This is a genomic window from Curtobacterium sp. MCSS17_006, assembly GCF_003234215.1.
Taxonomy (GTDB): domain Bacteria; phylum Actinomycetota; class Actinomycetes; order Actinomycetales; family Microbacteriaceae; genus Curtobacterium; species Curtobacterium flaccumfaciens.
Genome location: NZ_QKSO01000001.1, coordinates 267732 through 291663, shown reverse-complemented (window position 1 = coordinate 291663; position 23932 = coordinate 267732). Strand labels below are relative to the sequence as shown.

Sequence of the window (23932 nt, the reverse complement as noted above, 5' to 3'; positions counted from 1 at the left end):
CATGACGACGCCGTCCACCCGCACCGTCCCGACCACCAAGGCCTGGATCATCGCGGTGTTCGTGGTGTTCACCCTGTCCGGGCTCGACATCGCGACGTGGCTGGGGCGGATCCCGAGCGTCCGCGACTCACTCGGGGCGAGCACGTTCGAGATGGGCCTGCTCGTGCTCGGCATGGCTGTGGGTTCCATCGGCGGTCTGACCTTCGCCGGCCACATCGTCGCGAAGCTCGGTGCCCGGCGGGGCGTGCAGGTGGCTGCGGCGTGCCTGGCGGTCGGGATGATCTTCGCGGGGGTCGCGGTCACGCTCGGGTGGGGCTTCGCCGCCATCTGGATCGCGCTCATCGCGTTCGGCTTCGGCAACGGCCTGTGCGACGTGTCGATGAACGTCTCCGGCGCCGCCGCCGAGAAGGCCGGCGGACGCACGATCATGCCGCTGTTCCACGCCGCGTTCAGCCTCGGCACGCTCGCGGGTGCAGGCCTCGGTGCGCTGGCCGAGAAGCTCGAGATCCCGGTGTCGTGGCACTTCATCGTGCTCGTCGTCATCACGAGCGCCGCCATGCTCGTCGCCGTCACGAAGTTCCAGGACGAGCACCGCTTCGAGCAGCCGGTGTCGACCGACACCAGCCCGGTCGCGACCCCGCTCACCCGCTGGCAGGTCTGGGCGCAGCCCTCCACGCTGCTCATCGGCGTGATCGTGCTCGGCATGGCGCTGGCCGAGGGGTCCGCGAACGACTGGCTGCCCCTCGCGATGATCGACGGCCACGGGCTCGACAACGCCGGCGGTGCTGCCGTGCTGACGGTCTTCCTGGCCGCGATGACCGCCGGCCGCGTCGCCGGCAGCCCGCTGATCGACAAGTTCGGCCGCGTGCCGATCCTGCGCATCAGCGCCGCCGTCGCGGTGGCCGGCCTGGGCATGCTCATCTTCATCGACAACGTGCCGCTCGCGATCGTCGGCGTCGTGCTCTGGGGCCTCGGTGCCAGCCTCGGCTTCCCGATGGGCATGTCCGCCGCGGCCGACGACCCCCGCACCGCGGCCGCCAAGGTCAGCGCCGTCGCGACGATCGGCTACGTGGCGTTCCTGGCCGGGCCGCCGCTGATCGGGTTCCTCGGCGAGGAGATCGGCTTGCTCGGTGCACTGCTGATCGTCTTCGTGTTCATCATCGCGGCCGGCCTGGCCTCGGGTGCAGCGCGCGAGACCGGTGCCGCCGCCCGGCCCGCCCGCGGGACCGACAAGAGCACGACCGAGCACGAGCACGACACCGCGACCAGCGAGACCGAGCGAGCCAGCGACCGCAGCTGACGCAGCGCGCCCTCAGCCGCCGTCGCCCGCCCGCGCCCGCGTCGCCAGGTGCAGGGCGAGCCGGGTCTCCGGGTCGGACAGGTCCACCCCGAGCAGCCGCTCCACCCGCGCGATGCGGTCGGACACGGTGTTCCGGTGGACCCCGAGCACCGCGGCGGTCTCGGCGATCGACGACTCCGCGTCCAGGTAGGCGGCGAGCGTCGTCAGGAGCGCGCCGCCACCGCGCTCGAGCGGTGCGAGCAGCTGCCGCGAGGCCGGCAGGAACGTGTCCGTCTGCGTCCACGCGAGCAGCAGCTGCGCGAGCCCGAGCCGGTCGACGTGCACGAAGTGCCCCGACTCCGGACGGCTGGCGGCCAGACGGGCGGCGTCGCCGGCCTCGCCGAGCGTCCGGACCAGCCCGGCAGGGCCCGCCTGCAGACTGCCGACGCCCACGTTGGTCTCCACGGTGGTGCGGAGCGTGTTCTGCGCGCGCCGCAGCCGACCCGCGATGTCGGCCACTGCCTCCCGGCCGGGTTCGTCGGGTTCCGACAGCCACAGCACCCAGCCGTCCGCCTGTTCGACGACGACCGCGTCGAGTCCCTCGACGCGCACCGCGGCGTCGACCTGCTGGCGGAGCGCGACCAGGTCGACACCCTGCCGCGCGACCACGCGCGCACCGACGTGCCAGGCGTCCAGCCGCCACCCGGCGGCGATGGTCCGCTGCACGAGCTGCGGGGCGGGCGCCCCGTCGGCCGCACGAAGCTCGTCGAGCATCGCCATCCGGTAGCGGGCGTCGCGCTCGTCGTCGAGCCGGGTGAGCAGCAGCCGGTGCCCGACGGCGACGGCGGCGACCCGGAGTGCACTCGCGACCACCTGCTGTTCGGCGGCGATCGGGACGGGCAGGCCGACGGCCAGCCAGGCGCGCGGTCCGATGCCGGTGCCGACCGGGATCGCCACGAGCGTCTCGTCGACGCCCTCGGCGGTCAGCACGTCGCTCGTGCCGGCGCGGCGGACGAGCACGGTGCGGGCCGCGTCGTCGATCGCGGCTCCGCGGAGTGCCAGGCCCGAGGCGTCGAGGAAGCGCACCGGGTGGCCGAGCGACCGGTCGAGCCGGGTGAACAGGTCGTCGAGTTCGGGGCCGGCGTCGAGGGCGACGCGGGAGGCGTCGAGGGCGGCCCGGGCCGCCGGGCCCATCCCGGTGCCGATGAGTTCGTGCAGGCGGACCGAGGTCGCCCACGGGTCCGGGGTGGCGAGCACGGCGACGCCGAGCCGGTCGGCGAGCGTCGCGGTGCCGGGGCCGAGTTCCAGTGCCCCGTCGACGACGAGCAGGGTGGTGCCGGCCGCGGACGCCCGGCGCAGCAGCACGTCGAAGCGTGCGTCGGCACGTTCGACGGGGGTGAGCAGCACGACGACGTCGTCGCCCTGCGACAGGGACCGGCCGACCTGGTCGGGGGTCCCCACCACCCCGCGGACGCTGCGGACCGCGGTGCTGCCGGGGCCGACGAGCAGGCGGGTGCCGGGCGGCAGGAGCGGGAGCAGGTCGCCGACGGCGTTCACGCGAGCACCTGGCCCACGGCCTCGGGCACGACGTCGGCGTCGATGCCGAACGCCCGCGGCCCCATGCGCGCGGTCCGGTCGGGGTCCGCCCACCACCACGGCGCCGACGGCAGCACGAGCACCGCGAGCTCGTTGCCGACCCGCGTGCGGTCGGTCGCCACCGGCGCGAGCGACCGCGCGTCGACGACGGTGATGACGCTCGGGGTGCTGGCGACCGGCAGGCCGTCGACCAGGCAGTGCACGTACTCGCTGCCCGCCTCGACCCGGGCGACCGCACCGGTGCCGGCGTCGCGGATGGCCAGGCTGCTGCGCACGAACGCGAGCGCGTCCCCCTCGCGCTGCACGTCGATGACCCGGCCCTGCGCGACGACCCGACCACCGGTGAGTGCGGCGAGTTCCGCCGCGTCGCGCGCACCGCCAGCGGCGCGTCCGATCCGGAGCGCGCGCTGCACGCTGCCGACGACGGCCCGTTCGCGCAGCAGCGCCACCGGGACCGGGCCGATCGCGAAGGCCGCCCAGCCGCCGCTGTGCGAGACGGCTTCGCGCCACACCGTCTCGACGTCGTGGGGGTGCCGGGCGTCGACGACGATCCGCAGACCGCTCGTGGTGGCCGCGGCGGCCGTGACCGTCGTGGTCGGGCCGACGAAGACCGACAGCTGGTCGATGCGCGGGACCGCGCGGCCGACCAGGTCCGCGTCGACGAGCGGCAGTCCGGCGGCGTGTGCGGTGAGGGCCGCGGCCGGTCCGGTCACGCCGCCGATCTGCGCGGCGACGACGGCGTCGGCACGGGTGCCCGTCCAGCGCTCGACCGCCGCGAGCGCGGCCGGCAGCTCCTCGCCGCTCGGCATCTTCTCCTCGAGCACGGTCGTCGACCCGATCAGCCCGACGGCCACCACCGAGCCGAGTGCGGGGTCGTCGAGGTCGACGACCGGCACGCTGCGGTCGCCGAGCGCGAAGCGGAGCGCGCTGACCATGTGGTCGACGCGGCCGCCACCACCGCAGCCGAGCAGGGCGGTGCCGCGTCCGAAGACGGTCGCGTCGTCGGCCTGGAGGCCCGCCACACCGCCGCCCCGCCGCTCACCCTGGTCCATGGGTCCATTCTGCTGCCGTGGTCGGGTTCCGGGGCTGGAGCCCGGGACCGGGGGGTCGGGTGCACGGGCCGGGCGCCGGGGTCGGCGCGCGGCCGTTCGTCAGCCGACCGCCGGGGCGGCCGGGCGGACGTGCTCGTGCAGGTCCTCGACCGGGACGAACGGTTCGTCGAGCCCGAAGCACGACGGCCCGAACACGGCGAGCGCCTCCGAGGTTCGCATCAGGTCGGGGGTCGAGATGCCGATCACCCGGACGCGCTGCCCGAACCGCAAGCGTTCGGTGGTGATCGGCTCGGCGGTCTCGGCGTCGAGGACGCAGATCAGGTCGGGCACGACGGCGACGAGGCGGCCGTCACGCCGGGCGACGAGGTTCTCGTTCTGGAACCGGAGTTCGAGCTCGGAGCCGTCGGTCCCCTGCACGGTGGCGCGACCGCGGGCGAACCCGTCGACCGTGCGGCGCTCGACGTCGACGACCTTGCCGTCGAACAGCTCACGCAGGTGCGTGTAGATCGTCGTGCCGAGGGACTCGGCGAGCGCGTCGATGGGGTCGCGGTGGGCTTCGCGGGCGACCCGGATGGCCCGACCGACGGCGAGCGCGAGGGAGAGCGTGCGCGGGACGGCGGTCTCGCGCACCTGGCGGCCGGACATGGCGTACTCGGCGATGTAGGCGACGCCGCCGAGCCGGATGGTGACCCCGCGGGCGAGCCACTCCATCTTCTTGTTGTCCGTGCCGGTCTCGATGATGACGCCGTGGCCGTTCTCGTCGCTGATCGCGAGCGGGCTGCCGGGGACCCCGTAGACCGAGAACGTCTCCATCTGCAGCTCGGGGAACGCGCGGCCCATGCCGTCCGCGTCGACCACGGGCAGGCCGCCGGTGGCGCCGACGAGCAGCGGGATCATCGAGTTGATGCCGCCGCACTCGATGGGCATCGTCGCGGTCGCCGTCCGGCCCAGGTGGGCTTCGAGCCGACGGAGGGCGCCGAGGGGTTCCGGTCCGGCGGGGATGCGTTCGAGCACCACGGTCGGTGCGCCCATCTGCGCGGTGGGGATGACGAGGGCGTCGTCGGGCACCTCGGACGGGTCGAGGATCGTGACCGGGCCGTGCTGTTCGATCGCGGCACGGACCAGGAGCATCCCGATGGTGGGGTCGCCCCCGCCGCCGGTGCCGAGCAGCGCGGCGCCGCGGGCCAGGTCGGGCAGGTCGTCGACGTCGAGGATCCAGCTCATCGGTTCTCTCCCGTGCTCAGTTCCCCCGCGCTCGTGGTGCCGTCGTGGCGGACCGCGGGGGTGTCGTAGCCGAAGTACCGCGGGCCGGCCAGGCGCAGACCGTCCGGGGAGTGCCAGCGCTCGTCGGCCGGTGCCGTGACGATCCGGATGCGGGCGCCGAAGCGCAGGGCCTCGGTGGTGATCGGCTCGCCGGTCTCGGCGTCCAACGTGATGATGAGGTCGGGAGCCGTGGTGCGGACCTGGCCGGCCACCTCGACCAGCAGGTGCTCGTTCTGGAACCGGAGCACCGCCTCCAGGCCGGTGTCGCTGCCGGAACCGGCGATGCGGGCCGTGCCACGGGCGAACCCGGTGACGGTCTTGCGCTCGATGTCGGCGACCTTGCCCTCGAACACGACCGTGCCGCCGAGCACCTCGGTGACCGCCGCGACGGGGTCCGCGTTCTCGCTGCGTGCGCGGACCAGCGTCTCGCCGAGCCGGACGCTCAGCGACAGGCTGCCCCGGACGAACGACTCCTTCACCTGCGCGCCGGACATGGCGTACTGCGCCGTGATCGCGGAGCAGCCCATCTCGACCGTCGCCGTGCGGGCGAGCCGTTCCGCCCACCGGTTGTCCACCGTGTCGAAGACGACGGTGTTGCCCTTCTCGTCGGCCAGGGCCATCGGTGTCGCGCTGACCCCGGACAGCGTCGGCAGCACCATCTGCACCTCGGGGAACGCGCGGCCCATGCCGTCGCCGTCGACCAGGGGCAGGCCGAGCTCGGCAGCGGCGACGATCGGGGTCGTCGAGTTCACGCCGCCGACCTCGATGCAGGCCAGGTGGGTCGGGGTCACGTTGAGGAACGCCGACAGGCTGCGGATGGCCTCGGCGAACTGGCCGGCGGACGGCAGCTTCTCGACCATCACCGTGGGGGCGCCGATCATCGCGACCGAGAGCACCACGGCGTCGTCGGGCAGGTCCTCGACCTGGACGATCTCGACCGGGCCGTGGGCGCGGACGGCGGCCTCGGCGAGCAGGCGGCCGATGTAGGGGTCACCGCCGCCGCCGGTGCCGAGGATCGCGGCGCCGCGGGCGAGGGCGGAGCAGTCGGCGCCGATGGCGGTGAGGTGGGGTGCTGTGGGGGCGGCTTGCGTGGCTGCGGCTTGCGCGGCTTCGGCGCGCGGCGCGGCTTGCGTGGCGCTCATCGGATCAGCGCCCCGAGTGCCAGGTCACCGACGGCCTTCGCGCGGATCCGCGTCGCGTTGCCCGGCAGGTACGGGATCGGGACCTCGTCGAAATCGACGATGTCCACCGAGCCGGGGTCGGCGCCGGCCGCGATGGCACGGTCGACGGCCTCTTGCCGGGCCTCGTCGACCACGGCGGACCGGCGGCCGTCGCTGATCGCGTAGACCTTGTCGACCTCGCCGCTGACCTGCGCGATCGCCGCACCGATGGCGTTGGCGACCGAGTAGTGCTCCGGGCGGTGCACGGTGCCGAGTCCGGGCAGGGAGTCCGGCAGCAGCACCGAGCCGCCGCCGACCGCCACGACGGGCAGCGGGTCGGACGAGGTGCGCATCCGCTCGACGATGTCGGCGACGCGCTCCGCGATGACGTCGAGCGCGCGGGCGGCGACCTCGGCCGGCACCCCGGCGACGAGCGACGGGTCCCCGATCGCACCACGGCCGCCACGGACGGCCACGTCGGTGGCGGTCAGGGTTGTGCCGCCGAAGACCAGGCCCTCCTCGGTCAGGCGGTACCCGACGGAGTCCGGGCCGACGACACTGCCGTCCTCACGGATGCGGGAGCCGCCGCCGATGCCGACGGACAGGACGTCGGGCATCCGGAAGTTCGTGCGGATGCCGGCGACGGCGACCTCGCCCGTGGCCTCACGCGGGAAGCCCGCGGTCAGGACGCCGACGTCGCTCGTCGTGCCGCCGACGTCGACGACCGCGCAGGTGTCGAAGCCGGACAGCACCGCCGCGCCACGCATCGAGTTCGTCGGGCCCGAGGCGAACGTCGCGACCGGGTAGCGCCGGGCGTACTCGACGTCCATCAGCGTGCCGTCGTTCTGGCTCAGGAAGAGCGGTGCGTCGATGCCGCTGCCCGTGACCGACCCGGACAGGCCGTCGACGATGCGGTCGGCGAGCTCACGGAGCGCCGCGTTGATGATCGTCGCGTTCTCGCGCTCGAGCAGGCCGATGCGACCGATCTCGGACGACAGCGAGAACGCCACGTCCGGCCCGAGCTCGGCGGCCATGATCTCCTGCGCGCGCTGCTCGAACTCGTCGTTGATCGGGGAGAACACCGACGAGATCGCGACGGAGCGGATGCCCGCGGCCGCGATGGCCCCGGCGTGCCGCTTGAGCTCCTCGGGGTCGAGCTCCGAGATGACGCGGCCGTCGAACTCGTGGCCGCCGTGGGCCAGGAACGGCTGGGCGTGCACGGCCGACACCAGGTGCGCGGGCCAGTCCGTGAACGGCGGCAGCGACGCCGTCGCCGGCAGGCCCAGGCGGACCGCGGCCGTCGGGGCGAGGCCGCGTGCCTCCACCAGGGCGTTGATGAAGTGGGTGGTGCCGATCATCACGCCGTCGATGTCCGTGGGGCCGAAGGCGTGCTGTTCACGCAGGCCGTCGAGCGCGGCGACGATGCCCGAGGTGACGTCGGGGGTGGTGGACCGCTTGACCGCCGCACGGACGGCGCTGCCGTCCATCAGGACGGCGTCCGTGTTGGTGCCGCCGACGTCGATGCCGATGCGCATGGGGGTTCCCTTCGGTGGTGCGGGTGCGGGTGCGGGTGCGGTGGTGCGGGTGCGGGGTGTTCGCGGGGTTTTCGCGGGAGGGGTGCTGGTTCGTGGAGTGGGGACCGGCCGCGCCGTCGCGCGGATCAGGGGTGCGGCGACGCGACCGGCCGTTCGGGGAGCGCCCGGGTCAGGCGGCGGGGGTGGCCGGTGCGGCGGGTGCTTCGGCGACCGGGGCCTCGGTGGCAGCCGGCGCGGCCTCGGTCCGACTGACACCGACGCCGCGGATCAGCCCGACCTTGCCGGCGACCACGTAGAGCACGAAGGCGATGACCACGGAGTTGATCGACGGGATGCCGACGGCGACGAAGTACCCGATGAGCGAGGCGATCGCCCAGATGACCAGGGTGGCCGGCACCCAGGTGGGCGAGGTCGCCGGGATGTTCTCGGCGTCGCTCAACTCGCGGCGCCAGCGCTTCACGACGAAGTACTCCGCCACCATGATCCCGGCGATCGGCGGGAAGACGACCCCGAGCACGGACAGGAACGGTGTCAGGGCCCCGAGGAACCCGACCGCGGCGAGCACCGAGCCGACGACGCCCATCACGAGCGTCACGAGCCCGCGGTTCACCTGCTTGCCGAACACCGCGTCGATGAAGTTCGTGACGCCGAGGCTCGAGCTGTAGATGTTCCAGTCGTTGATCTTGAACGTGCCGAGCAGGATCACGAGGATGCCGACCCAGCCGACGCTCGACGTGATCACGCGGGTGATGTCCGCGGAGCCGACGGCGTGGGCGAGCAGGACACCGGCCAGGCCGATGACGTACTCGCCGAGGGTCACACCGAGCAGCGTCTGCTTGACGACGTCGCCGACCGACCGGTTGAAGCGCGTCATGTCCGGCGTGATCACCGCACCGACGATGAACCCGCCGGCCACCAGGGTGGTGCCGGCCACGAAGCTCAGCTCCGGGCCGGCCGGGGCACGCGCGGCGAGCTCGGCGATCGAGTGCCGGCTCAGCTCGACGATGACCGCCCAGCCGACGAGCACCAGGAACAGCGGCACGGTCACGTTCGCCAGCCACTGCATCGAGTGGAACCCGCGCAGGACGATCGCGGTGACGAGCAGCCCGAACACGAGCGACCACGCCCAGGCGGGCAGGATCGGCAGGATCGAGACGAGGCCGGCCGCCGAGACGCCCGACTGGATGCCGAACCAGCCGATCAGGCTCAGCCCGATCGCCAGTCCGACCAGCGCCGAGCCGGCCTTGCCGAACCCGGTCCAGCGGGCGATGACCGAGGTGTTCAGGCCCTCCTTGACGCCGATGACGCCGACGAGGACCGAGACGATCTCCAGGATCACGGCGCCCAGGGTGATCGCCCAGAAGGCGTCCCAGAAGCTCATGCCGAAGCCGAGCGTCGCACCGAGCAGGAACTGGGACAGGGCCGAGATCTGCCCGAAGCGCTGCACGGCGACCTGGAACCAGCCGTAGCGCGCGGACATCGGGACTCGGCTGAGCGAGTAGTCGTCGACGGCGACCGACTCGGAACGGGGGGTTCGTGGTGCTGACACTGCGGTCTCGCTGGCCATCGTGGCTCCTCGGGGAGGGGTGTCGGCGTGGGCCGATCGGGGTGTCAGCCACGGTAGGACGGCATCGGATTGCGGTACATGTGCAGAACGTCGTTACGGGCATGTGAATCCGTGCGTGCTGCACAGGCCGCGCGCCCGGTCCGGCTCATCACACCACGCCGGTTAGGCTTCCGGGGTGCGTCTCGTCATCGCCCGGTGCTCCGTCGACTACGCGGGCCGGCTCTCAGCCCACCTGCCGCTCGCGACCCGCCTGCTCATGCTCAAGGCGGACGGTTCCCTGCTCGTGCACTCCGACGGCGGCAGCTACAAGCCGCTGAACTGGATGAGTCCGCCCTGCTCGATCGAGATCACCGAGCCGGACGAGGAGCAGTCGGTCGCCGGCATCACGCAGGTGTGGACGGTGACGCAGAAGAAGACGCAGGACAAGCTCATCGTCTCCCTGTACGAGGTCGTGTCCGACGAGACCCACGACCTGGGCGTCGACCCGGGCCTGGTGAAGGACGGGGTCGAGGCGCACCTGCAGCAGCTCCTGGCCGAGCAGATCGAGCTCCTCGGTGACGGCCACACCCTGGTCCGCCGCGAGTACATGACGGCGATCGGGCCGGTCGACATCCTTGCTCGTGACGACGCAGGGGCGAGCGTCGCCGTCGAGATGAAGCGCAACGCCAACATCGACGCGGTCGAGCAGCTCACCCGCTACCTCGAGCTCATGAACCGCGACCCGCACCTGCGCCCGGTGCAGGGCGTGCTGGCGGCACAGACGGTGGCACCGCAGGCACGCACCCTCGCCGAGGACCGCGGCATCCGCGTCCTCGTGCTCGACTACGACGCGATGCGCGGCATCGAGGGCGGGCACACCCGCCTGTTCTGAGCCGCGTCGGGCCGTCCAGCCGTCCGGCCGTCGGGCCTGGAGGCGCGGCTCGCCCCGCCCCGCCGCCGACGGATCCCGGATGGTCGCCGCCACGTCCCGGCTAGGGTGGACAGGACATGACCAGCCCGTTCTCCGCCATCCTGTTCGACCTCGACGGCACCATCAGCGACTCCGCGCCGGGCATCCTCGAGAGCCTGACGCACACCTTCCGCACCGTCGGCGTCCCGGTGCCGGACCACGACGCCCTGATGTCGTTCGTGGGTCCGCCGATCATGGACACGTTCCGGATCGCGATGGGCATGGACGACGAACTGGCCGACCGCACCCTCGCCGTCTACCGCGAGCACTACTTCTCGCACGGGGCGCTCGACTCCGCGATGTTCCCGGACATCGACGTCGTGCTGCGCACCCTGCACCAGGCGGGGCTGCCGATCTCGACGGCGACGAGCAAGCCGGAGACCCCGGCGACCTACATCCTCGAGCACTACGGGCTCACCGGGGACATCGACATCATCACGGGTGCGAGCGACGACGAGGTGCGGTCGAGCAAGGCCGACGTCGTCGAAGAGGCACTGCGACGCCTCGAGGCCCACGGCTTCGACACCAGCCGCCCGGTGCTGATCGGCGACCGGAAGCACGACGTCGAGGGCGCGACCGTGCACGGCGTCCCGGTCGTCTTCGCCGAGTGGGGCTACGGCTCCCCCGACGAGGCCGAGGGCACCATCGCCCGCGCCGCCACCCCGCTCGACCTGCTGCCGATCCTGCTGCCGTCCGCGACGCCGTCCGCATGAGCGGCGACGTCGTCCGGCGGGGGCTCCGTGGTGCCGCATGGCTGCTGCCGGCGGCCATCGTCCTGATCGCCCTGAACTTCCGCGGCCCGATCGTCGCGACGGCCCCGGTCATCGGGGACGTCCGCGCCGACCTCGGCCTGACCGCGACGATCGCCGGGCTGCTGACGACGATCCCGGTGCTGTGCTTCGCCCTCGCGACGCCGTTCGCCAGCTGGGTCATCGCGAAGGCCGACCCCGAGCGCGCCGTGTCCCTGTCGCTCGTCATCGTGCTCGCCGGCACCGTCGTGCGCTCGATGCCCTCGTCGGCGGCGCTGCTGATCGGCACCGCGGTCATCGGCATCGGCATCACGATCGGCAACGTGGTGATCCCGGTGGTCATCCGGCGGGACACCTCACCGGAGCGTGTCGGCCTGGTCACCGGCGTGTACACGTCGGCGCTCAACGTCGGGTCGATGATCACGTCGCTCGGCACCGCTCCCCTGGCCGCACTGTGGGGGTGGCCGGTCGCCATCGCGATCTGGGCGGTCTTCGCACTCATCGCCGCCGCGGCCTGGACCTACACGGTCGGTGCTCGTGCCGCCTGGCGACGTCCGCTGCCGTCCGAGCGGGACGAACCGCTGCCCGTCACCGGCCCGATCGACCAGGTGCTCGACACCGGGGCGATCCGGACCGCCCGCGCCGCCGAGGCCGCACGGGTCGCCGCCGCCGAGCCCATCCGACCGGCACGACGGCTCATCACCTGGGGCCTGACACTCGCCTTCGGTGGTCAGGCGTTCTCGTACTACGCCCTCACCGCGTGGATCCCGACGCTGCTGCACGACGAGATCGGGTTCTCGAAGGCGTCGTCGGGCGCGAGCTCGTCGGTGTTCCAGATCCTGGCCGTCGTCGGGGCGCTCGGTGTCCCGCTGCTCGCGACCCGGTGGCGTCCGGCGGCGATCATCGCCCTGGTCGGCACCCTGTGGCTGGCGATGCCGCTCGGGCTGCTGTTCGCCCCGCAGCTCTGGTTGCTGTGGTCGGTGCTCGGCGGTGCGGCCCAGGGCGGTGGCATCACCGTGATCTTCATCGTCATCGTGCGGATCGTCTCGAGCGACGCCGACGCCCGCCGGATGTCCGCGTTCGTGCAGGGCGGCGGGTACCTGCTCGGGTCGGCCGGGCCGCTCGTCGCCGGTGCCCTGCACGGTGCGACGGGGAACTGGACGGCACCGCTGCTCGTCGTGCTCGTCGCGGTGCTCACCCTCGGCGTCGTCGGGACGTTCGCCGCGCGACGGGTGTCCTGACCCCGAACCCGAACGCCGGCTGAGACCCCGCTCCGGCTCGACCCCCGAGGCGCTGACCGACGGGGGCCGCACCCGCACGACCCCTCAGCGCGCGGACCGGCTTCGCGGCCAGCTGGCGGCACGGTCCCGGCCGGTCGTCATCCCGGACGGCCAAGGTCCGGAGAGTGGACATCCGACGACCCGCCCGCTGGCGGGACCAGCCGCTCGCGGCACGGCTCACCCTGCTCGTGATCGCGGGCGGTACGACCGTGCTGCTCGCCTGGAACCTGGGCCGTGGCGGGGACTTCAGCTTCTACCAGGCGTCGGCGCAGTCGATGTCCGAGTCGTGGCCGGCGCTGTTCTCGGGCGCGTTCGACCCCTCGGCGACGGTGACGCTCGACAAGCTCAGCGGCTTCGCCGTCCCGCAGGCGCTGAGCCTCCGGCTGTTCGGGCACTCCACCGCCGCGCTCGCGTTCCCCCAGGTCGTCGAGGGCCTCGTCACCCTGTGGGCCTGCTCCCTGGTCGGACTCCGCTGGGCCGGCGTCGGGACGGGCCTCGTCGCCGCCGCAGCAGCCGGGTCGACGCCGGTCTTCGTGTCGATGTTCGCGCACCCGATGGAGGACGGCATGGTCACCGCCGCGCTGGCCGTCGCCCTGCTGTGCTGGCAGCACGCGGCACTGACCGGGCGCTGGTGGCCGCTCGTCACCGCGGGCCTGGCGGTCGGCGTCGGGTTCCAGGCGAAGATGGTGCAGGCCTGGTTCGTGCTGCCGGCACTGCTGCTCGGCACCCTGCTGGCCTCGGCCCGGCACGACGACGGCTCCTTCCGCTTCGGCACCCGGGTGATCCGCGCCGGGGTGCTCGGGATCGTCGCAGTCCTGGCGTCGGTGTCGTGGGTCACCGCGCTGGCACTCACCCCGTCGGGTTCGCGGCCGTGGGCGGACGGCTCCACCGACGACAGTCCGCTCGCGATGGTGTTCGGGTACAACGGCATCGACCGGTTCCTGCCCGGCGCGGTGCCCGGGTCCGTCCGGTCGTTCACGGTGCCGTTCGGCCCGCACACCTGGCGCGGTGGTCCGGCCGGGTTCGGCAAGCTGCTCGGACCGCACCTGGCGTCACAGGTGGCCTGGCTCCTGCCCGCGGCGGTGTTCGGCGTGGTGGTCGCGGCCGTGGTGCTCGTCCGCCGCCGTGCGGAGCGGCCCGGTGCCCTCGGCTCCCCGTTCGGGCACGCGTTCGACACCCGCGCCGGATCAGCCACCCTGGCCGTCCTGGTGGTCTGGTTCGGCACCGCGGCGGCCGTGCTCTCGGTGGCCGCCGTGCCGCACACCGCCTACGTCGCCGCGATCGGCGTGCAGCTCGCCCTGCTCGCAGCCCTCGGGTGGCGCGGTGCGGTCGGGCTCGTCCGGGCGCAGTCTCGAGGGCTCCGGGCGCTCCCGGTCGTCCTCGCCGCGGCACAGCTCGGCTGGGTGGTGTTCCTCGCCCGGGGAACGGCGATGCCGAGCGTGCTCGCCGTGCCCGCGATCGCCGTCTCGACGGTCGCCGTCGTCGCGACGCTGGTGGCGGTGTGGCGGCGACCCCGCTGGGAGGCGACGCGCGGACCGGACCGGCACCGGGCCTCCCGGACGGTCATCGCGCTGGCAGCCGGGCTCGCGCTCGTCGCCGGACCCGCCGCGTTCTCACTGCAGGCCCTCGACGCGACCCGCGACGGCAGCGGCGTCGACGCGTCGGTCGGGCCGTGGCCCGCGCGCTGGCCGATCCCGGTCGGCAGTCCGGACGTCTTCCACGTGTCGCGCCCGGACCCGTGGGGCGGGTCGACGCCCTACCCGCGTGCCCTCAGCCGACTCGTCGCGACCGCGCGACGCCTGGAGGGGTACCGGCACGACGAACCGCTCTTCATGACGGACACGTGGCACATCTCCGCACCCGTGATCGACGCGACCGGACTCCCCGTGCTGACGGACGGCGGGTTCTCGGGCACCGTGCCCGTCTTCACGACGCACCAGATCCGCCGGAGGATCGCCGACGGCCTGCGCGTCCTCGTCGTCGAGGCCCACGCGCCCCGCACCGACCCGGTCCTGCGCGCCGCACTGGCCGGAGGCTGCCGAGCACTCACCAGCGGCACCCGGCACGCACGCCTGCCGATGCAGCCGCGCCGGGCGGACGGCATCGCCTGGACCGTCTGGCACTGCGGGCTGCCCGGGCCGTCCGTCGGACCCGGAGCGCGTCGCCACCACGGGTCAGCTCGCGGCGAGCACCTCGCGCAGGGACATCGGCGGACGCCCGGTGATGCGTTCGACGTCGCCGGACACGTGCGCGAGCGCCCCCTCGGCGATGGCCGTGTAGGTGCTCACCCAGGCGTCCGCCTGCCACGGCTCCGGGTTCCACTGCGCACGTGATGCGTACGCCTCGTCGAGGGTCTCCGGGTGGTAGCTGACCGTGCGGCCGCGGACCTCGGACACGATCGCCGCCGCCTGGGCCAGGGTGATCGCCTCGGGGCCGGTCAGCTCGTAGGTCTGGTCGCGGTGCGCGTCCGGGTCGTGCAGCACCGCGGTCGCGACGCGGGCGACGTCGGCACGGGCCACCGCGGCCATGGCGCCGTCGCCGGCCGGTCCGCGGATCACGCCGTCCTCGCCGACCAGGTCCTCGACGAAGTCCAGGTAGAAGCTGTCGCGCAGGAACGTGAACGCCATCCCGCTCTCGCGGATCGCCTGCTCCGTTGCCCAGTGGTCGCGTCCGAGCGTGAAGGTCGCATCGGGAGCCGCGCCGAGGAACGACGTGTAGACGACGTGCCGCACGCCCGCGTCGGCAGCCGCGGCGACGAACGCCCGGTGCTGGTCGAGGCGGTCCTGGGCCTCGGCCGCCGAGACCATGAGCAGCACCTCGACGCCCTGCAGCGCCGCTCGGCTCGCGTCGGCGTCGGCGAAGGTCGCGACGGCGACCTCGGTGCCGGGCAGCTCCGGCGCACGCGAGGCGTCGCGCACGAGCATCCGGAACGGCACGGCGTCCGCGGCGAGCGCCGCGCTCACGGCGCCCCCGATGTTGCCGGTCGCTCCGGTGATGGCGATGGTCATGGTCGCTCCTCGTGTCGGTGTCGCGTGGTCGTCATCGGGGGTCACGTCGTTGTCGGGGTCGCCTGGTGGTCGTCGACGGTCGCGTCGGTCGGTGGTCACGTCCACACCGTCCTGGAGGCCCGGATCACCGTGGGCGCGACCCTCGCGGCGTTCACGCCGTCCACCTCCACCGCCCACGCGCGGGCGGCGTCGTGGTCGCGGCCGTGCCGCATGTGCCGGCCGACCAGGCGGTCGAGCCGCACGTCGTCGGCGACGGCGCAGAACCAGGTCTCGGTGAAGAGCGCCGGCAGCGCGGTCCACGGTGCGGTGTCGTCGAGCAGGTAGTTGCCCTCGGACACCACGAGTCGGGCTGCGCGAGGCACCGCGATGCTGCCGGCCACGGGTTCGTCGACGCGACGGTCGAAGTCCGGCGCCCACACCACGTCCTCGTCGGCGGCGACGAGTCGGCGGACGAGCGCGACGTACCCGTCGGCGTCGAAGGTGTCCGCCGCGCCCTTGCGGTCGTGCCGGCCGAGGGCGTCGAGCGCCGCGTTCGACAGGTGGAAGCCGTCCATCGGGACCTGCACCGCCGTGCCGGCACCCAGGCGGTCGTCGACGGCGGTGACGATGCGACGGGCGAGCGTGGACTTGCCGGCACCCGGTGCTCCGGCGATCCCGAGCACCGTGCGCTCGCTCGAACGGGCCAGTTCGACGGCGCGCTCGACGGCCTGGTCGACGGTCGTGCCGGAGTCGCTCACGGCTTCATCCTCGCAGAGCGCACCGACGCCGGGCCGCGGTGGTTCACTTGCCGCATGGTCGATGCGACGAAGGCGTTCAGCGGGTTCTCGGTGCGCGACGTGCCCGAGGCGAAGGCGTTCTACCAGGACGTCCTGGGGGTCGAGGTCACCGAGGACCACGGCATGCTCTTCCTGCAGCTCGGCGCTGGACACCAGGTGCTCGTCTACCCGAAGGGCCCGGGTCACGAACCGGCGGCCTTCACGGTGCTGAACTTCCCGGTGCCGGACATCGACGCCGCGGTCGACGAGCTCACCACGAAGGGCGTCGTGTTCCTGCAGTACGAGGGGATGACCGACGACCGGGGTGTGAACCGGAAGGGCGGGCCGCTCATCGCCTGGTTCACCGACCCGTCGGGCAACGTCCTCAGCGTCATCGAGGAGTGAAAATGTTGTATTCCGAAAGCTCGCGTCGGCGCTGCTGATCGTCCTACCGTCCTCTCACCGACGAGAGGACGGCCATGACGAAGGTGCTGGGACGGCAATGGACCCGCGGGGAACTCCTCGCCGAGCGCGAACGAGTCCGCGCAGAGTGGAACCTGGACGAGCGGGAGTTCGCGCCGACCGAGCAGTGGCGCGACCTGTTCACCGACGAGTACCTCACGCAGAACTGGCTCGACAGCATCTCCGCCCTGCTGGGTGAGCGATGAACGAGCAGGCCGCGTCGGCGGCGCGGCACCAGGCGACGATCGCGCAAGCGCTCCTGGACGGAGCCCTGCCCGAGCACGGTGCGTCGATCGACTACGCCCTCGACGAGCGCAGTGGAACCTTCATCATGCAGTCAGTCGCCGCGACCGGAAGGGGTACCCCGGTCCGTTTGACCGTGGGCGATGTCCACACCGCGGACCTTGCCCCGTGGATGCGGTTCCGATGGGTTGATCACCTCGATGCTCTCGTGGTCAGCGAGAGCAGGTACGCCGTTCTGCTCGCGGACGAACGGCAACCACTCGTCCGCTTCGAGTTCCAGGAGGCGTTGACGGCCACGCCCCAGTCGCACTGGCACTTGCACGCCGAGCGCGGAGCGTTCAGTTCACTGCTCGCCCGAGCGCGCGATCATGGCTCGGGCCGACGGGATGCGGCACGGTTGTCCTCGTTGCACTTCCCGCTCGGCGGCCCGCACTTCCGGCCGAGCCTCGCCGACCTGGTCGAGTTCGTCATCGTCGAGTGCGGCGTGGACGCACTGCCGACGTGGCGGGACGCGGTGCAGGGGTTCCGCAGTCGTTGGCGCCGCGCAGAAGCCGAGGCAACCGCTCGGCAGTTCCCGGCAGAGACCGCGCAGTCGCTCCGCAACCTCGGGTGGGGTGTCCAGCCCCCGGAACCCACCGCGGTCCCACCGCAGTTCGCGGTGCTGCGCGTGGGATGACGCCAGCCGTCAGCGGGACAGGGCGCCCGCCCAGCCGAGGGCGATCGGCACGAGCAGGCCGTGGCGGTGGTGCGGGAGCTCCGTGACGGGGATCCACCGCGACTCGTCGGTCGAGCCGTCGAGCTCGTGCCGCAGGGCTCCCCCGGTGATCGTCGCCCGGAACACCACCTGCACGGCCTTCATCGGGCGACCGTTGGCGTGGATGCGGCGTTCGGCGGGGACGATGTGGTGCCGGACCCCGAGCAGGGCACCGGCCTGGGCCTCGTACCCGGTCTCCTCGCGGATCTCCCGCACGACGGCCTGTTCGACGGTCTCGTCGAACTCGACCCCGCCGCCCGGCAACGTCCACGTGCCCGCGTCGGGGTGGCGCAGCTTCGCCAGGAGCACGCGGTCACCGTCCGTGATCACGCCGTAGGCGGCGAGCCGGGTGTCGTAGTCCGTGTACTCCATGGGCCGACCATGCCAGGTGGGTGCACCGACGTCTGCCAGCCGCGCCGGGCCTCCAGGCCGTGGACCGGGGTGGTGCGGACGCTCCACCAGCCCGCCACCGGTCACGACCCCCCGCGGCCCGCACTCCGAGCGGTCACAGACCGTCGGCCCCGCCGCCCGCAAACGACGGAACGTGACCACGCGACGCAGCACGTGCGGTGTGTCGCGACCGCTCGCCGCGCAAGGCCCCGGACCCGACGTGGTCGCCCGACCCGGATCAGGCGTCGACGCGTGCCGCTGCCCAGCCGACCCGCATCCGGGCGACCGCCCGGTCGAAGGCGCTGAGCGGTTCCCCGTCGTCGCGGATCACGGACTGCAGCTGGAGCCCCTCGTACAGCGCCATGAGCTGCTCGGCGGCGTGCCGGGGCGAGGCGCCACGGGATTCCCGGCCGGCGACGACGTCGCGGACCAGGGCGAGGGTGACGTCCTCGAACGCCCGCGTGTACTGCGTGCGGAACCACCCGGCGGCGGGGTGGTCGGGGTTCGAAGCGGCGCTGAGCACGGCGACCCGGAGGCGCACGAGGGCCGGATCCTCCACGCCCGCGGCGAGCCGGGCACGCAGGTAGGCGACCGTGCCGTCCCGCTCCGCGATCGGCCAGAGCTCGCGCCGGCTGCCGTTGTTCCACTTGTCCATGACCGCGACCACCAGCAGTTCCCACATCGGGTACGCCCGGTGGAACTCGTCGGCGGTGACCCCGGCGTGCTCGGCGACCTCGTCGGGCCCGACGCGGTGGAAGTCCCCGGCTCGGTAGGCACTGATCGCCCCGGCGACGATGCGTGCACGGAGGTCGACGTCGGTCGTGGGCATGCTGACGATTGTGCGGGGCCGGTCAGCGGCCCGCGACCGCCAGTTCAGGGGGCGCGGCCACCGTCGCCGGCTCCCGGTCAGCCGCGGTCGAACGTCAGTGTCTCGTCGTCGGGCGCCCGGACCTCGCCGGTGCGGGCGAAGTCGGCCCAGATCGCCCGGAAGGCCCGACCGCGGCGCTCGACCTCGGGCCAGTCGCGTTCGGGGACGAACCGGGTGCCGGCCCAGGCCTCGCGGCCTCCCAACAGCAGCGGCAGGTCGCTCATGTGCACGGCTCCGGTCGGGGCGCTCGTGACACCGCGGTGCAGTCGGTACGAGGTCGCCCGGCCGCCGGCGCGTCGGTGCCGTTCGGTGAACCGTCGGGCATCGCGGCCGTAGATGACGTCGGACAGCGGACGCACGACCCACCACCGCAGGGCCGACCGCAGCACCCGTGACCGGGTGACCCGACGCAGCCCGGGCACGAGCGGCACGTACATGCCGGCCTCGTCCGAACCGGCCCCGATCAGCACGTCCACGTCGAGGGCGACCCGGCTCCACGCGGTGTCGAGGTCACGCTCGGCGGGCAGCGGCGCGAAGCCGTACTGGGTGCCGAACGGCATGCCGGCGGCGAGCCCGTACGGCGCGGCGGCCCGGGTTCCGAGTGCCTGCCGGTCGAGCAGGTCCTCGAGCGGGGTATCGGCGTGCACGGCGCCGACCGCCCGGACCATCGCGCGGTTCATCCGTGCCCGACGGCGGGACAGCCCGAGCGGAGCGCTCTGGATGATCGCGCGGCGGAACAGCCCTTCGGCGCCGGCGCTGATCATCAGGTGCGCGGCCGCGTCCCCGCCGGCCGACTGCCCGAAGACGGTGACCAGGTCGGGGTCGCCGCCGAACGAAGCGATGTTCGCGCGCACCCAGCGCAGCGACTCGACCAGGTCGAGGAGCCCGAGGTTCGCCGGGATCGTCTCGCCGTCACCGAGGAACCCGAGCACGCCGAGCCGGAACGTGACCGACACCACGATCACGCGCTGCTCGGTCACCAGGTCGCGGGCGTCGTAGATCGGCAGGTCGCCGCCGCCGATGACGTACGAGCCACCGTGGATCCAGACCATCACGGGCAGCTGCTCGTCCGGCCGCACGTCGGCGGGCAGCGTGATCGAGAGCCGCTGGCAGTGCTCGTCGACCTCGATGCCCTGGATCGGGTTGAGCAGCAGGTCGACGAACTCCTCGTGCGGCTGCGGTGCGACCGGCGACGGGGTGGACGCGTGCAGCTCGCCACCGAACGGTGGCATCGGCTGCGGCGGGGCGAACCGTTCGGCCTGCGCGTACGGGATCCCGAGCACCCGCACCACGTCGCCGTCGAGCGTCCCGACGATGCGGCCGGCGGGGGTGTCGAACGGGGCAGGGGCGGCGGCGAGCATGTGGATCACGCTATCGGGGCCGGCTGACGCGACCAGGCAGACGGACGGGAGGCCCGTGGCGGCGTCGCCACGGGCCTCCAGACCGTCTGTTTGTCGCGTTGCGCGACGGGCGCTACCGCACCCGCTTGATGGGGATCACGACGAGTGCGCCGATGAGGGCGATCGCCCCGGCGGCCCAGCACATGAGCTCGTAGTTGTCGGCGGCTCCGTCGGACCCGACCTTCAGGAAGAACAGGGCGATCGCCGGCGCGAGTGACTGCGGCAGCGCGTTCGCGATGTTGATGACACCGAGGTCCTTGCCGGGCCGGTCGGCGTTCGGCAGCACGTCGACGACGAGCGCCGTGTCGATGGCCGAGTAGATGCCGTAGGCGAAGCCCATGATGACCTCGGCGACGTAGAAGCCGGTGACCGTGTCGGCGTGCGCGAGCGCGACGAGCCCGACCGCGAACATCGCCGTCGACCCGCCGACGAACACCTTGCGGCGACCGAGCTTGTCCGACGCCCAGCCGGACAGGGCCGCGCTGACCAGCAGCGCGATCGTGTAGAGCAGGACGCCGAAGGCGACGGCGGCCGTGGCGTCCTTCGGCTTCTCGATGCCGATGTGCTCCTGCATGTAGAGCAGGCGGTACGTCGTGAACATGAACGTCGCGAGGATGATGAGGAAGCGCGACCACCAGGCGAACGCGAAGTCCGGGTTCTTGACCGGGTTCGTCCAGAACGACGCGACGAGGTTCAGGAACGTGAACTTCTTGAGCGTGTAGGTCGGCAGGTCGTCCCGCGCGACGACGGCGTACACGGCGACCAGGATGATCGCCAGGATGCCGGGCGCGATGAAGAGCACGGGCAGGTTCGCGACGAAGAAGACCGACAGGTAGGTGCCGGCGAGCACGGCGATGTTCTGCGCGAGCGCGATGATGCTCGAGGACCGGCCGCGCTGCAGCTGCGGCACGTTGTCGGCGAAGCTCGCGAGCAGGGTGGCGAGCGTGGCGTTCGCGGCGAGCTGGGCGAGCAGCCAGGCCAGCGTCAGGTTGAGGACGTCGGGCGAGTAGGCGATCCAGGCGAGGGCGATCGCGAAGACCACGACACCGCTGAGCAGCCAGGGGCGACGACGGCCCCAGCGCGTGCGGGTGCGGTCGGACAGGGCGCCCGCGAGGGGGTTCATGATGAGCGCACCGAACGCGCCGATCGGCAGCACCGAGCCGATGACGTTCGCAGCGTCGTCGCCGACCAGGGCCTGCGCCTTGAGCTGCATGCTCACGTAGACGGGCGCCATGAGCGCGACGAAGAGGCCGAACTGCCCGAGGAACAGGGCGATCTGGTAGCCGATGCCCACCTTCACCGTGCTGACGGGCTGGGTGATGCCCTCTTCCGGGTTGAGCAGTGCCGGGCTGCCGGGTTCGGGTGTGCTCATGACGCCTCCTTGAGTCGATGAAAACCTTGCCTGACAAGGTTTTTCCGACGCGAGCATACATCGACACGTGTTGTCCGCAACACCGGGGTCGTCACACGGGGCAGCAAAAACTACACACCGGGTGGTTTTTGGGGTAGCGTCATCATCGATCTCGCCGCGGAGCATCGCTCCTCGACGGGCCGCGACACCCAGACAGGATCGAAGGAGCCTCTGCAATGCCCACCACTTCTGTGCAGCTGTACTCGCTGCGCGACGCCATCGCCGAAGACCTCGACAAGGCCATCGCCCGTGTCGCCGAGATCGGGTACGAGAACGTCGAGCCCTACGCGTTCGTCGAGCGCGCCACCGACCTCGAGCGTGCGTTCGCGGCCACCGGCCTCAAGGCTCCGTCCGGCCACGTCGCCGTGATCGACGCCGAGGACACCGCGCCGATCTGGGACGCCGCCGAGCGCCTCGGCATCCGCACCGTCATCGACCCGTTCATCCCGACCGACCGCTGGCAGACCGCCGACGACGTCGCGAAGATCGCCGAGCGCGTCAACGAGCTGACCGCCGAGGCCGCCGGCCGTGGCCTGCAGTTCGGGTACCACAACCACCAGTGGGAGTTCACGAACAAGGTCGACGGCCGCACCGTCTACGACCTGTTCGTGTCGCAGCTGTCGCCGGAGACCGTCCTCGAGGTCGACACCTTCTGGGCGACCGTCGGCGGCGCCGACGCTCCCGCCGTGCTCAAGGGCCTGGGCGACCGCGTCGTCGCCATCCACGTCAAGGACGGCAAGGTCGACGGTGACATCCGCACCGCGCTGCCCTCGTCCGAGAGCGCCCTCATCGTGCCCGAGGCACTGCAGCGCGCCTTCGAGAACCAGACGCCGGCCGGTCAGGGCGACGTCGACGTGACCGCGATCCTCGCCGCCGCACCGCAGGCGATCCGCGTGGTCGAGTTCGACGCGTACAAGGGTGACGTCTTCGAGGGCATCACCGAGTCCCTCACCTGGCTCAAGGACAACGACAAGTGAGCCGTGTCGGGATCGGCATCATCGGTGCCGGCAACATCTCCACCCAGTACCTCGAGAACCTGACCAAGTTCGCCGACGTCGAGGTCCGCTTCGTCGCCGACGTGCTGCTCGAGCGGGCCGCTGAGCAGGCGGCCACGTACGGGGTCGCCTCGTCGGGATCGGTCGAGGAACTCCTCGCCCGCGACGACATCTCGATCGTGATCAACCTGACGATCCCGGCCGCGCACGCCGAGGTCGACCAGCAGATCATCGACGCCGGCAAGCACGTGTGGAGCGAGAAGCCGATCGCGACCGACCACGCGTCGGCCGCCGCGGTGCTCGAGTCGGCGAAGGCCAAGGGCCTGCGCGTCGCGACCGCTCCGGACACCGTGCTCGGTGCGGGCATCCAGACGGCGCTCCGGGCGATCGCCCGCGGTGACATCGGCGAGCCGCTCTCCGCGACGACGCTGTTCCACGTCCCCGGGCCCGAGGCGTGGCACCCGAACCCGGACTTCCTGTTCGCCACCGGTGCCGGCCCCCTGTTCGACATGGGCCCGTACTACGTGACGACCCTGGTGCACGCGTTCGGCACCGCCTCGCGCGTGCAGGCCGTCTCGTCGAAGTCGCTCGACCGTCGCACGATCGCGTCCGGCCCCCGCGCCGGCGAGACGTTCCCGGTCGAGGTCCCGACGCACCACGCGGCCCTGATCGAGTTCGCCGGCGGGCAGTCCGCCCAGTCGACGTTCTCGTTCCAGCACGCCCTGCCGCGCATGGGCTTCGTCGAGATCAACGGCACGCTCGGCACGATCTCGCTGCCGGACCCGAACACGTTCGAGGGCTCGTCGCAGCTCTGGCGCTACGGGCAGGACGAGCCTGAGACGCTCGAGGCGGTCGGCTCCACCTGGGGTCGTGGCACCGGTGTCGTCGAGCTCGCCCGCGCCATCGCCGAGGACCGCCCCGAGCGTGCCTCCGGCGCCGTCGCGCTGCACGTGCTCGACGTGCTGCTCGGCATCCGTGACGCCGCCGAGTCGGGTTCCGCCGTCGACATCACGTCGACCGTGGACGCTGTCCCGCCGCTGCCCGAGGACTTCGACCCCGCGGCAGCCGTGCTGACCGCGGGCGCGAACGCCTAGGAGCGCCGCGAGCACCACGCGCACCACTTCGTGAGCAGCAATGGTCGGGTCCCGAACGGGGACCCGACCATTGCTGCTCACCACGGTGTGTGAGCGCCCGACCCTGCGCTCCGTGGACCGGA

The 23932-nt window shown here is 72.6% G+C and carries 21 protein-coding genes and 1 pseudogene; 10 read left to right on the top strand and 12 right to left on the bottom strand.

Annotated features, from left to right (window positions below; translation table 11 throughout):
* Position 1: 1 nt before the first annotated feature.
* Positions 2–1300 carry an MFS transporter gene (locus tag DEJ21_RS01445; RefSeq protein ID WP_111223482.1) on the top strand — a complete coding sequence of 433 codons (1299 nt, stop codon included), beginning with the start codon at positions 2–4 and terminating at the stop codon, positions 1298–1300.
* A gap of 12 nt (positions 1301–1312) precedes the next feature.
* Here DEJ21_RS01445 and DEJ21_RS01440 read toward each other — a convergent pair whose 3' ends face one another.
* The 6 genes from DEJ21_RS01440 to DEJ21_RS01415 form a co-directional block, all read right to left on the bottom strand.
* Positions 1313–2836, bottom strand: coding sequence for a helix-turn-helix domain-containing protein (locus DEJ21_RS01440; RefSeq protein WP_111223481.1), 1524 nt, complete (start codon positions 2834–2836; stop codon positions 1313–1315).
* Positions 2833–3927, bottom strand: coding sequence for a DUF917 domain-containing protein (locus tag DEJ21_RS01435; protein WP_111223480.1), 1095 nt, complete (start codon positions 3925–3927; stop codon positions 2833–2835). The genes DEJ21_RS01440 and DEJ21_RS01435 overlap by 4 nt, the downstream gene beginning before the upstream one ends.
* A 99-nt stretch (positions 3928–4026) precedes the next feature.
* Positions 4027–5151 (bottom strand): DUF917 domain-containing protein, encoded by a 1125-nt coding sequence (locus tag DEJ21_RS01430; RefSeq protein WP_111223479.1) that lies wholly within the window; start codon positions 5149–5151, stop codon positions 4027–4029.
* The gene (locus DEJ21_RS01425) at positions 5148–6332 is read right to left on the bottom strand and encodes a DUF917 domain-containing protein (protein WP_258374818.1); all 1185 of its coding nucleotides are present in this window, start codon (positions 6330–6332) and stop codon (positions 5148–5150) included. Before DEJ21_RS01425 ends, DEJ21_RS01430 begins: the two co-directional genes overlap by 4 nt.
* On the bottom strand, positions 6329–7885 hold the full coding sequence (locus tag DEJ21_RS01420; protein WP_111223478.1) for a hydantoinase/oxoprolinase N-terminal domain-containing protein: 1557 nt from the start codon (positions 7883–7885) through the stop codon (positions 6329–6331). The genes DEJ21_RS01425 and DEJ21_RS01420 overlap by 4 nt, the downstream gene beginning before the upstream one ends.
* 169 nt (positions 7886–8054) lie before the next feature.
* The gene (locus tag DEJ21_RS01415) at positions 8055–9452 is read right to left on the bottom strand and encodes a cytosine permease (protein ID WP_111223477.1); all 1398 of its coding nucleotides are present in this window, start codon (positions 9450–9452) and stop codon (positions 8055–8057) included.
* 175 nt (positions 9453–9627) lie between these two features.
* Between DEJ21_RS01415 and nucS the strand changes: the two genes are divergently transcribed.
* The 4 genes and pseudogenes from nucS to DEJ21_RS18520 form a co-directional block, all read left to right on the top strand.
* On the top strand, positions 9628–10323 hold the full coding sequence (gene nucS, locus DEJ21_RS01410; RefSeq protein WP_017887754.1) for an endonuclease NucS: 696 nt from the start codon (positions 9628–9630) through the stop codon (positions 10321–10323).
* Between the two features lie 116 nt (positions 10324–10439).
* Positions 10440–11114, top strand: coding sequence for an HAD hydrolase-like protein (locus DEJ21_RS01405; protein ID WP_111223476.1), 675 nt, complete (start codon positions 10440–10442; stop codon positions 11112–11114).
* Entirely contained in the window at positions 11111–12391 is a 1281-nt protein-coding gene (locus tag DEJ21_RS01400; protein ID WP_110863619.1) for a CynX/NimT family MFS transporter, read from the top strand. Before DEJ21_RS01405 ends, DEJ21_RS01400 begins: the two co-directional genes overlap by 4 nt.
* 314 nt (positions 12392–12705) lie before the next feature.
* Positions 12706–13251, top strand: a pseudogene (locus tag DEJ21_RS18520) (ArnT family glycosyltransferase); the annotation flags it as partial.
* A 1353-nt stretch (positions 13252–14604) separates the two neighbouring features.
* On the opposite strand, the gene DEJ21_RS01390 reads toward DEJ21_RS18520, so the two are convergent.
* The gene (locus DEJ21_RS01390) at positions 14605–15438 is read right to left on the bottom strand and encodes an SDR family oxidoreductase (RefSeq protein WP_111099740.1); all 834 of its coding nucleotides are present in this window, start codon (positions 15436–15438) and stop codon (positions 14605–14607) included.
* 95 nt (positions 15439–15533) lie between these two features.
* Positions 15534–16175 carry a nucleoside/nucleotide kinase family protein gene (locus DEJ21_RS01385; RefSeq protein ID WP_111223474.1) on the bottom strand — a complete coding sequence of 214 codons (642 nt, stop codon included), beginning with the start codon at positions 16173–16175 and terminating at the stop codon, positions 15534–15536.
* Positions 16176–16229: 54 nt separating this feature from the next.
* On the opposite strand from DEJ21_RS01385, the gene DEJ21_RS01380 reads away from it, so the two are divergent.
* The 3 genes from DEJ21_RS01380 (at position 16230) to DEJ21_RS01370 (ending at position 17574) form a co-directional block, all read left to right on the top strand.
* The gene (locus DEJ21_RS01380) at positions 16230–16598 is read left to right on the top strand and encodes a VOC family protein (protein WP_111223473.1); all 369 of its coding nucleotides are present in this window, start codon (positions 16230–16232) and stop codon (positions 16596–16598) included.
* Between the two features lie 74 nt (positions 16599–16672).
* On the top strand, positions 16673–16861 hold the full coding sequence (locus tag DEJ21_RS01375) for a hypothetical protein (RefSeq protein ID WP_111223472.1): 189 nt from the start codon (positions 16673–16675) through the stop codon (positions 16859–16861).
* Positions 16858–17574, top strand: coding sequence for a hypothetical protein (locus DEJ21_RS01370; protein WP_111223471.1), 717 nt, complete (start codon positions 16858–16860; stop codon positions 17572–17574). The genes DEJ21_RS01375 and DEJ21_RS01370 overlap by 4 nt, the downstream gene beginning before the upstream one ends.
* Positions 17575–17583: 9 nt before the next feature.
* Here the strand turns inward: DEJ21_RS01370 and DEJ21_RS01365 are convergent, their stop codons facing one another.
* The 4 genes from DEJ21_RS01365 to DEJ21_RS01350 form a co-directional block, all read right to left on the bottom strand.
* Positions 17584–18024, bottom strand: coding sequence for an NUDIX hydrolase (locus tag DEJ21_RS01365; RefSeq protein WP_111088833.1), 441 nt, complete (start codon positions 18022–18024; stop codon positions 17584–17586).
* Positions 18025–18280: 256 nt separating this feature from the next.
* Entirely contained in the window at positions 18281–18871 is a 591-nt protein-coding gene (locus DEJ21_RS01360) for a TetR/AcrR family transcriptional regulator (RefSeq protein WP_071404439.1), read from the bottom strand.
* A 77-nt stretch (positions 18872–18948) separates the two neighbouring features.
* A complete protein-coding gene (locus tag DEJ21_RS01355) occupies positions 18949–20271 on the bottom strand; it encodes a carboxylesterase family protein (protein WP_111223470.1) in 1323 nt (440 codons plus the stop codon).
* A 112-nt stretch (positions 20272–20383) separates the two neighbouring features.
* A complete protein-coding gene (locus DEJ21_RS01350; protein WP_111032468.1) occupies positions 20384–21682 on the bottom strand; it encodes an MFS transporter in 1299 nt (432 codons plus the stop codon).
* A gap of 215 nt (positions 21683–21897) precedes the next feature.
* Here DEJ21_RS01350 and DEJ21_RS01345 point away from each other — a divergent pair, with 215 nt between their 5' ends.
* Positions 21898–22698, top strand: a complete 801-nt coding sequence (locus DEJ21_RS01345) for a sugar phosphate isomerase/epimerase (RefSeq protein WP_171907779.1) — start codon at positions 21898–21900, stop codon at positions 22696–22698.
* Positions 22695–23810 (top strand): Gfo/Idh/MocA family protein, encoded by a 1116-nt coding sequence (locus tag DEJ21_RS01340; protein ID WP_111223469.1) that lies wholly within the window; start codon positions 22695–22697, stop codon positions 23808–23810. The genes DEJ21_RS01345 and DEJ21_RS01340 overlap by 4 nt, the downstream gene beginning before the upstream one ends.
* The last annotated feature ends 122 nt before the right edge of the window (positions 23811–23932 follow it).

What these genes read in the sequence shown, in the direction of transcription:
- DEJ21_RS01415 (WP_111223477.1), bottom strand. Translation starts at nt 9,452, where the DNA reads ATGGCCAGCGAGACCGCAGTGTCAGCACCACGAACCCCCCGTTCCGAG.
- DEJ21_RS01425 (WP_258374818.1), bottom strand. Translation starts at nt 6,332, where the DNA reads ATGAGCGCCACGCAAGCCGCGCCGCGCGCCGAAGCCGCGCAAGCCGCA.
- DEJ21_RS01355 (WP_111223470.1), bottom strand. Translation starts at nt 20,271, where the DNA reads ATGCTCGCCGCCGCCCCTGCCCCGTTCGACACCCCCGCCGGCCGCATC.
- DEJ21_RS01445 (WP_111223482.1), top strand. Translation starts at nt 2, where the DNA reads ATGACGACGCCGTCCACCCGCACCGTCCCGACCACCAAGGCCTGGATC.
- DEJ21_RS01390 (WP_111099740.1), bottom strand. Translation starts at nt 15,438, where the DNA reads ATGACCATCGCCATCACCGGAGCGACCGGCAACATCGGGGGCGCCGTG.
- DEJ21_RS01375 (WP_111223472.1), top strand. Translation starts at nt 16,673, where the DNA reads ATGACGAAGGTGCTGGGACGGCAATGGACCCGCGGGGAACTCCTCGCC.
- DEJ21_RS01400 (WP_110863619.1), top strand. Translation starts at nt 11,111, where the DNA reads ATGAGCGGCGACGTCGTCCGGCGGGGGCTCCGTGGTGCCGCATGGCTG.
- DEJ21_RS01420 (WP_111223478.1), bottom strand. Translation starts at nt 7,885, where the DNA reads ATGCGCATCGGCATCGACGTCGGCGGCACCAACACGGACGCCGTCCTG.
- DEJ21_RS01365 (WP_111088833.1), bottom strand. Translation starts at nt 18,024, where the DNA reads ATGGAGTACACGGACTACGACACCCGGCTCGCCGCCTACGGCGTGATC.
- DEJ21_RS01405 (WP_111223476.1), top strand. Translation starts at nt 10,440, where the DNA reads ATGACCAGCCCGTTCTCCGCCATCCTGTTCGACCTCGACGGCACCATC.
- DEJ21_RS01370 (WP_111223471.1), top strand. Translation starts at nt 16,858, where the DNA reads ATGAACGAGCAGGCCGCGTCGGCGGCGCGGCACCAGGCGACGATCGCG.
- DEJ21_RS01350 (WP_111032468.1), bottom strand. Translation starts at nt 21,682, where the DNA reads ATGAGCACACCCGAACCCGGCAGCCCGGCACTGCTCAACCCGGAAGAG.
- DEJ21_RS01360 (WP_071404439.1), bottom strand. Translation starts at nt 18,871, where the DNA reads ATGCCCACGACCGACGTCGACCTCCGTGCACGCATCGTCGCCGGGGCG.
- DEJ21_RS01435 (WP_111223480.1), bottom strand. Translation starts at nt 3,927, where the DNA reads ATGGACCAGGGTGAGCGGCGGGGCGGCGGTGTGGCGGGCCTCCAGGCC.
- DEJ21_RS01430 (WP_111223479.1), bottom strand. Translation starts at nt 5,151, where the DNA reads ATGAGCTGGATCCTCGACGTCGACGACCTGCCCGACCTGGCCCGCGGC.
- DEJ21_RS01380 (WP_111223473.1), top strand. Translation starts at nt 16,230, where the DNA reads ATGGTCGATGCGACGAAGGCGTTCAGCGGGTTCTCGGTGCGCGACGTG.
- DEJ21_RS01345 (WP_171907779.1), top strand. Translation starts at nt 21,898, where the DNA reads ATGCCCACCACTTCTGTGCAGCTGTACTCGCTGCGCGACGCCATCGCC.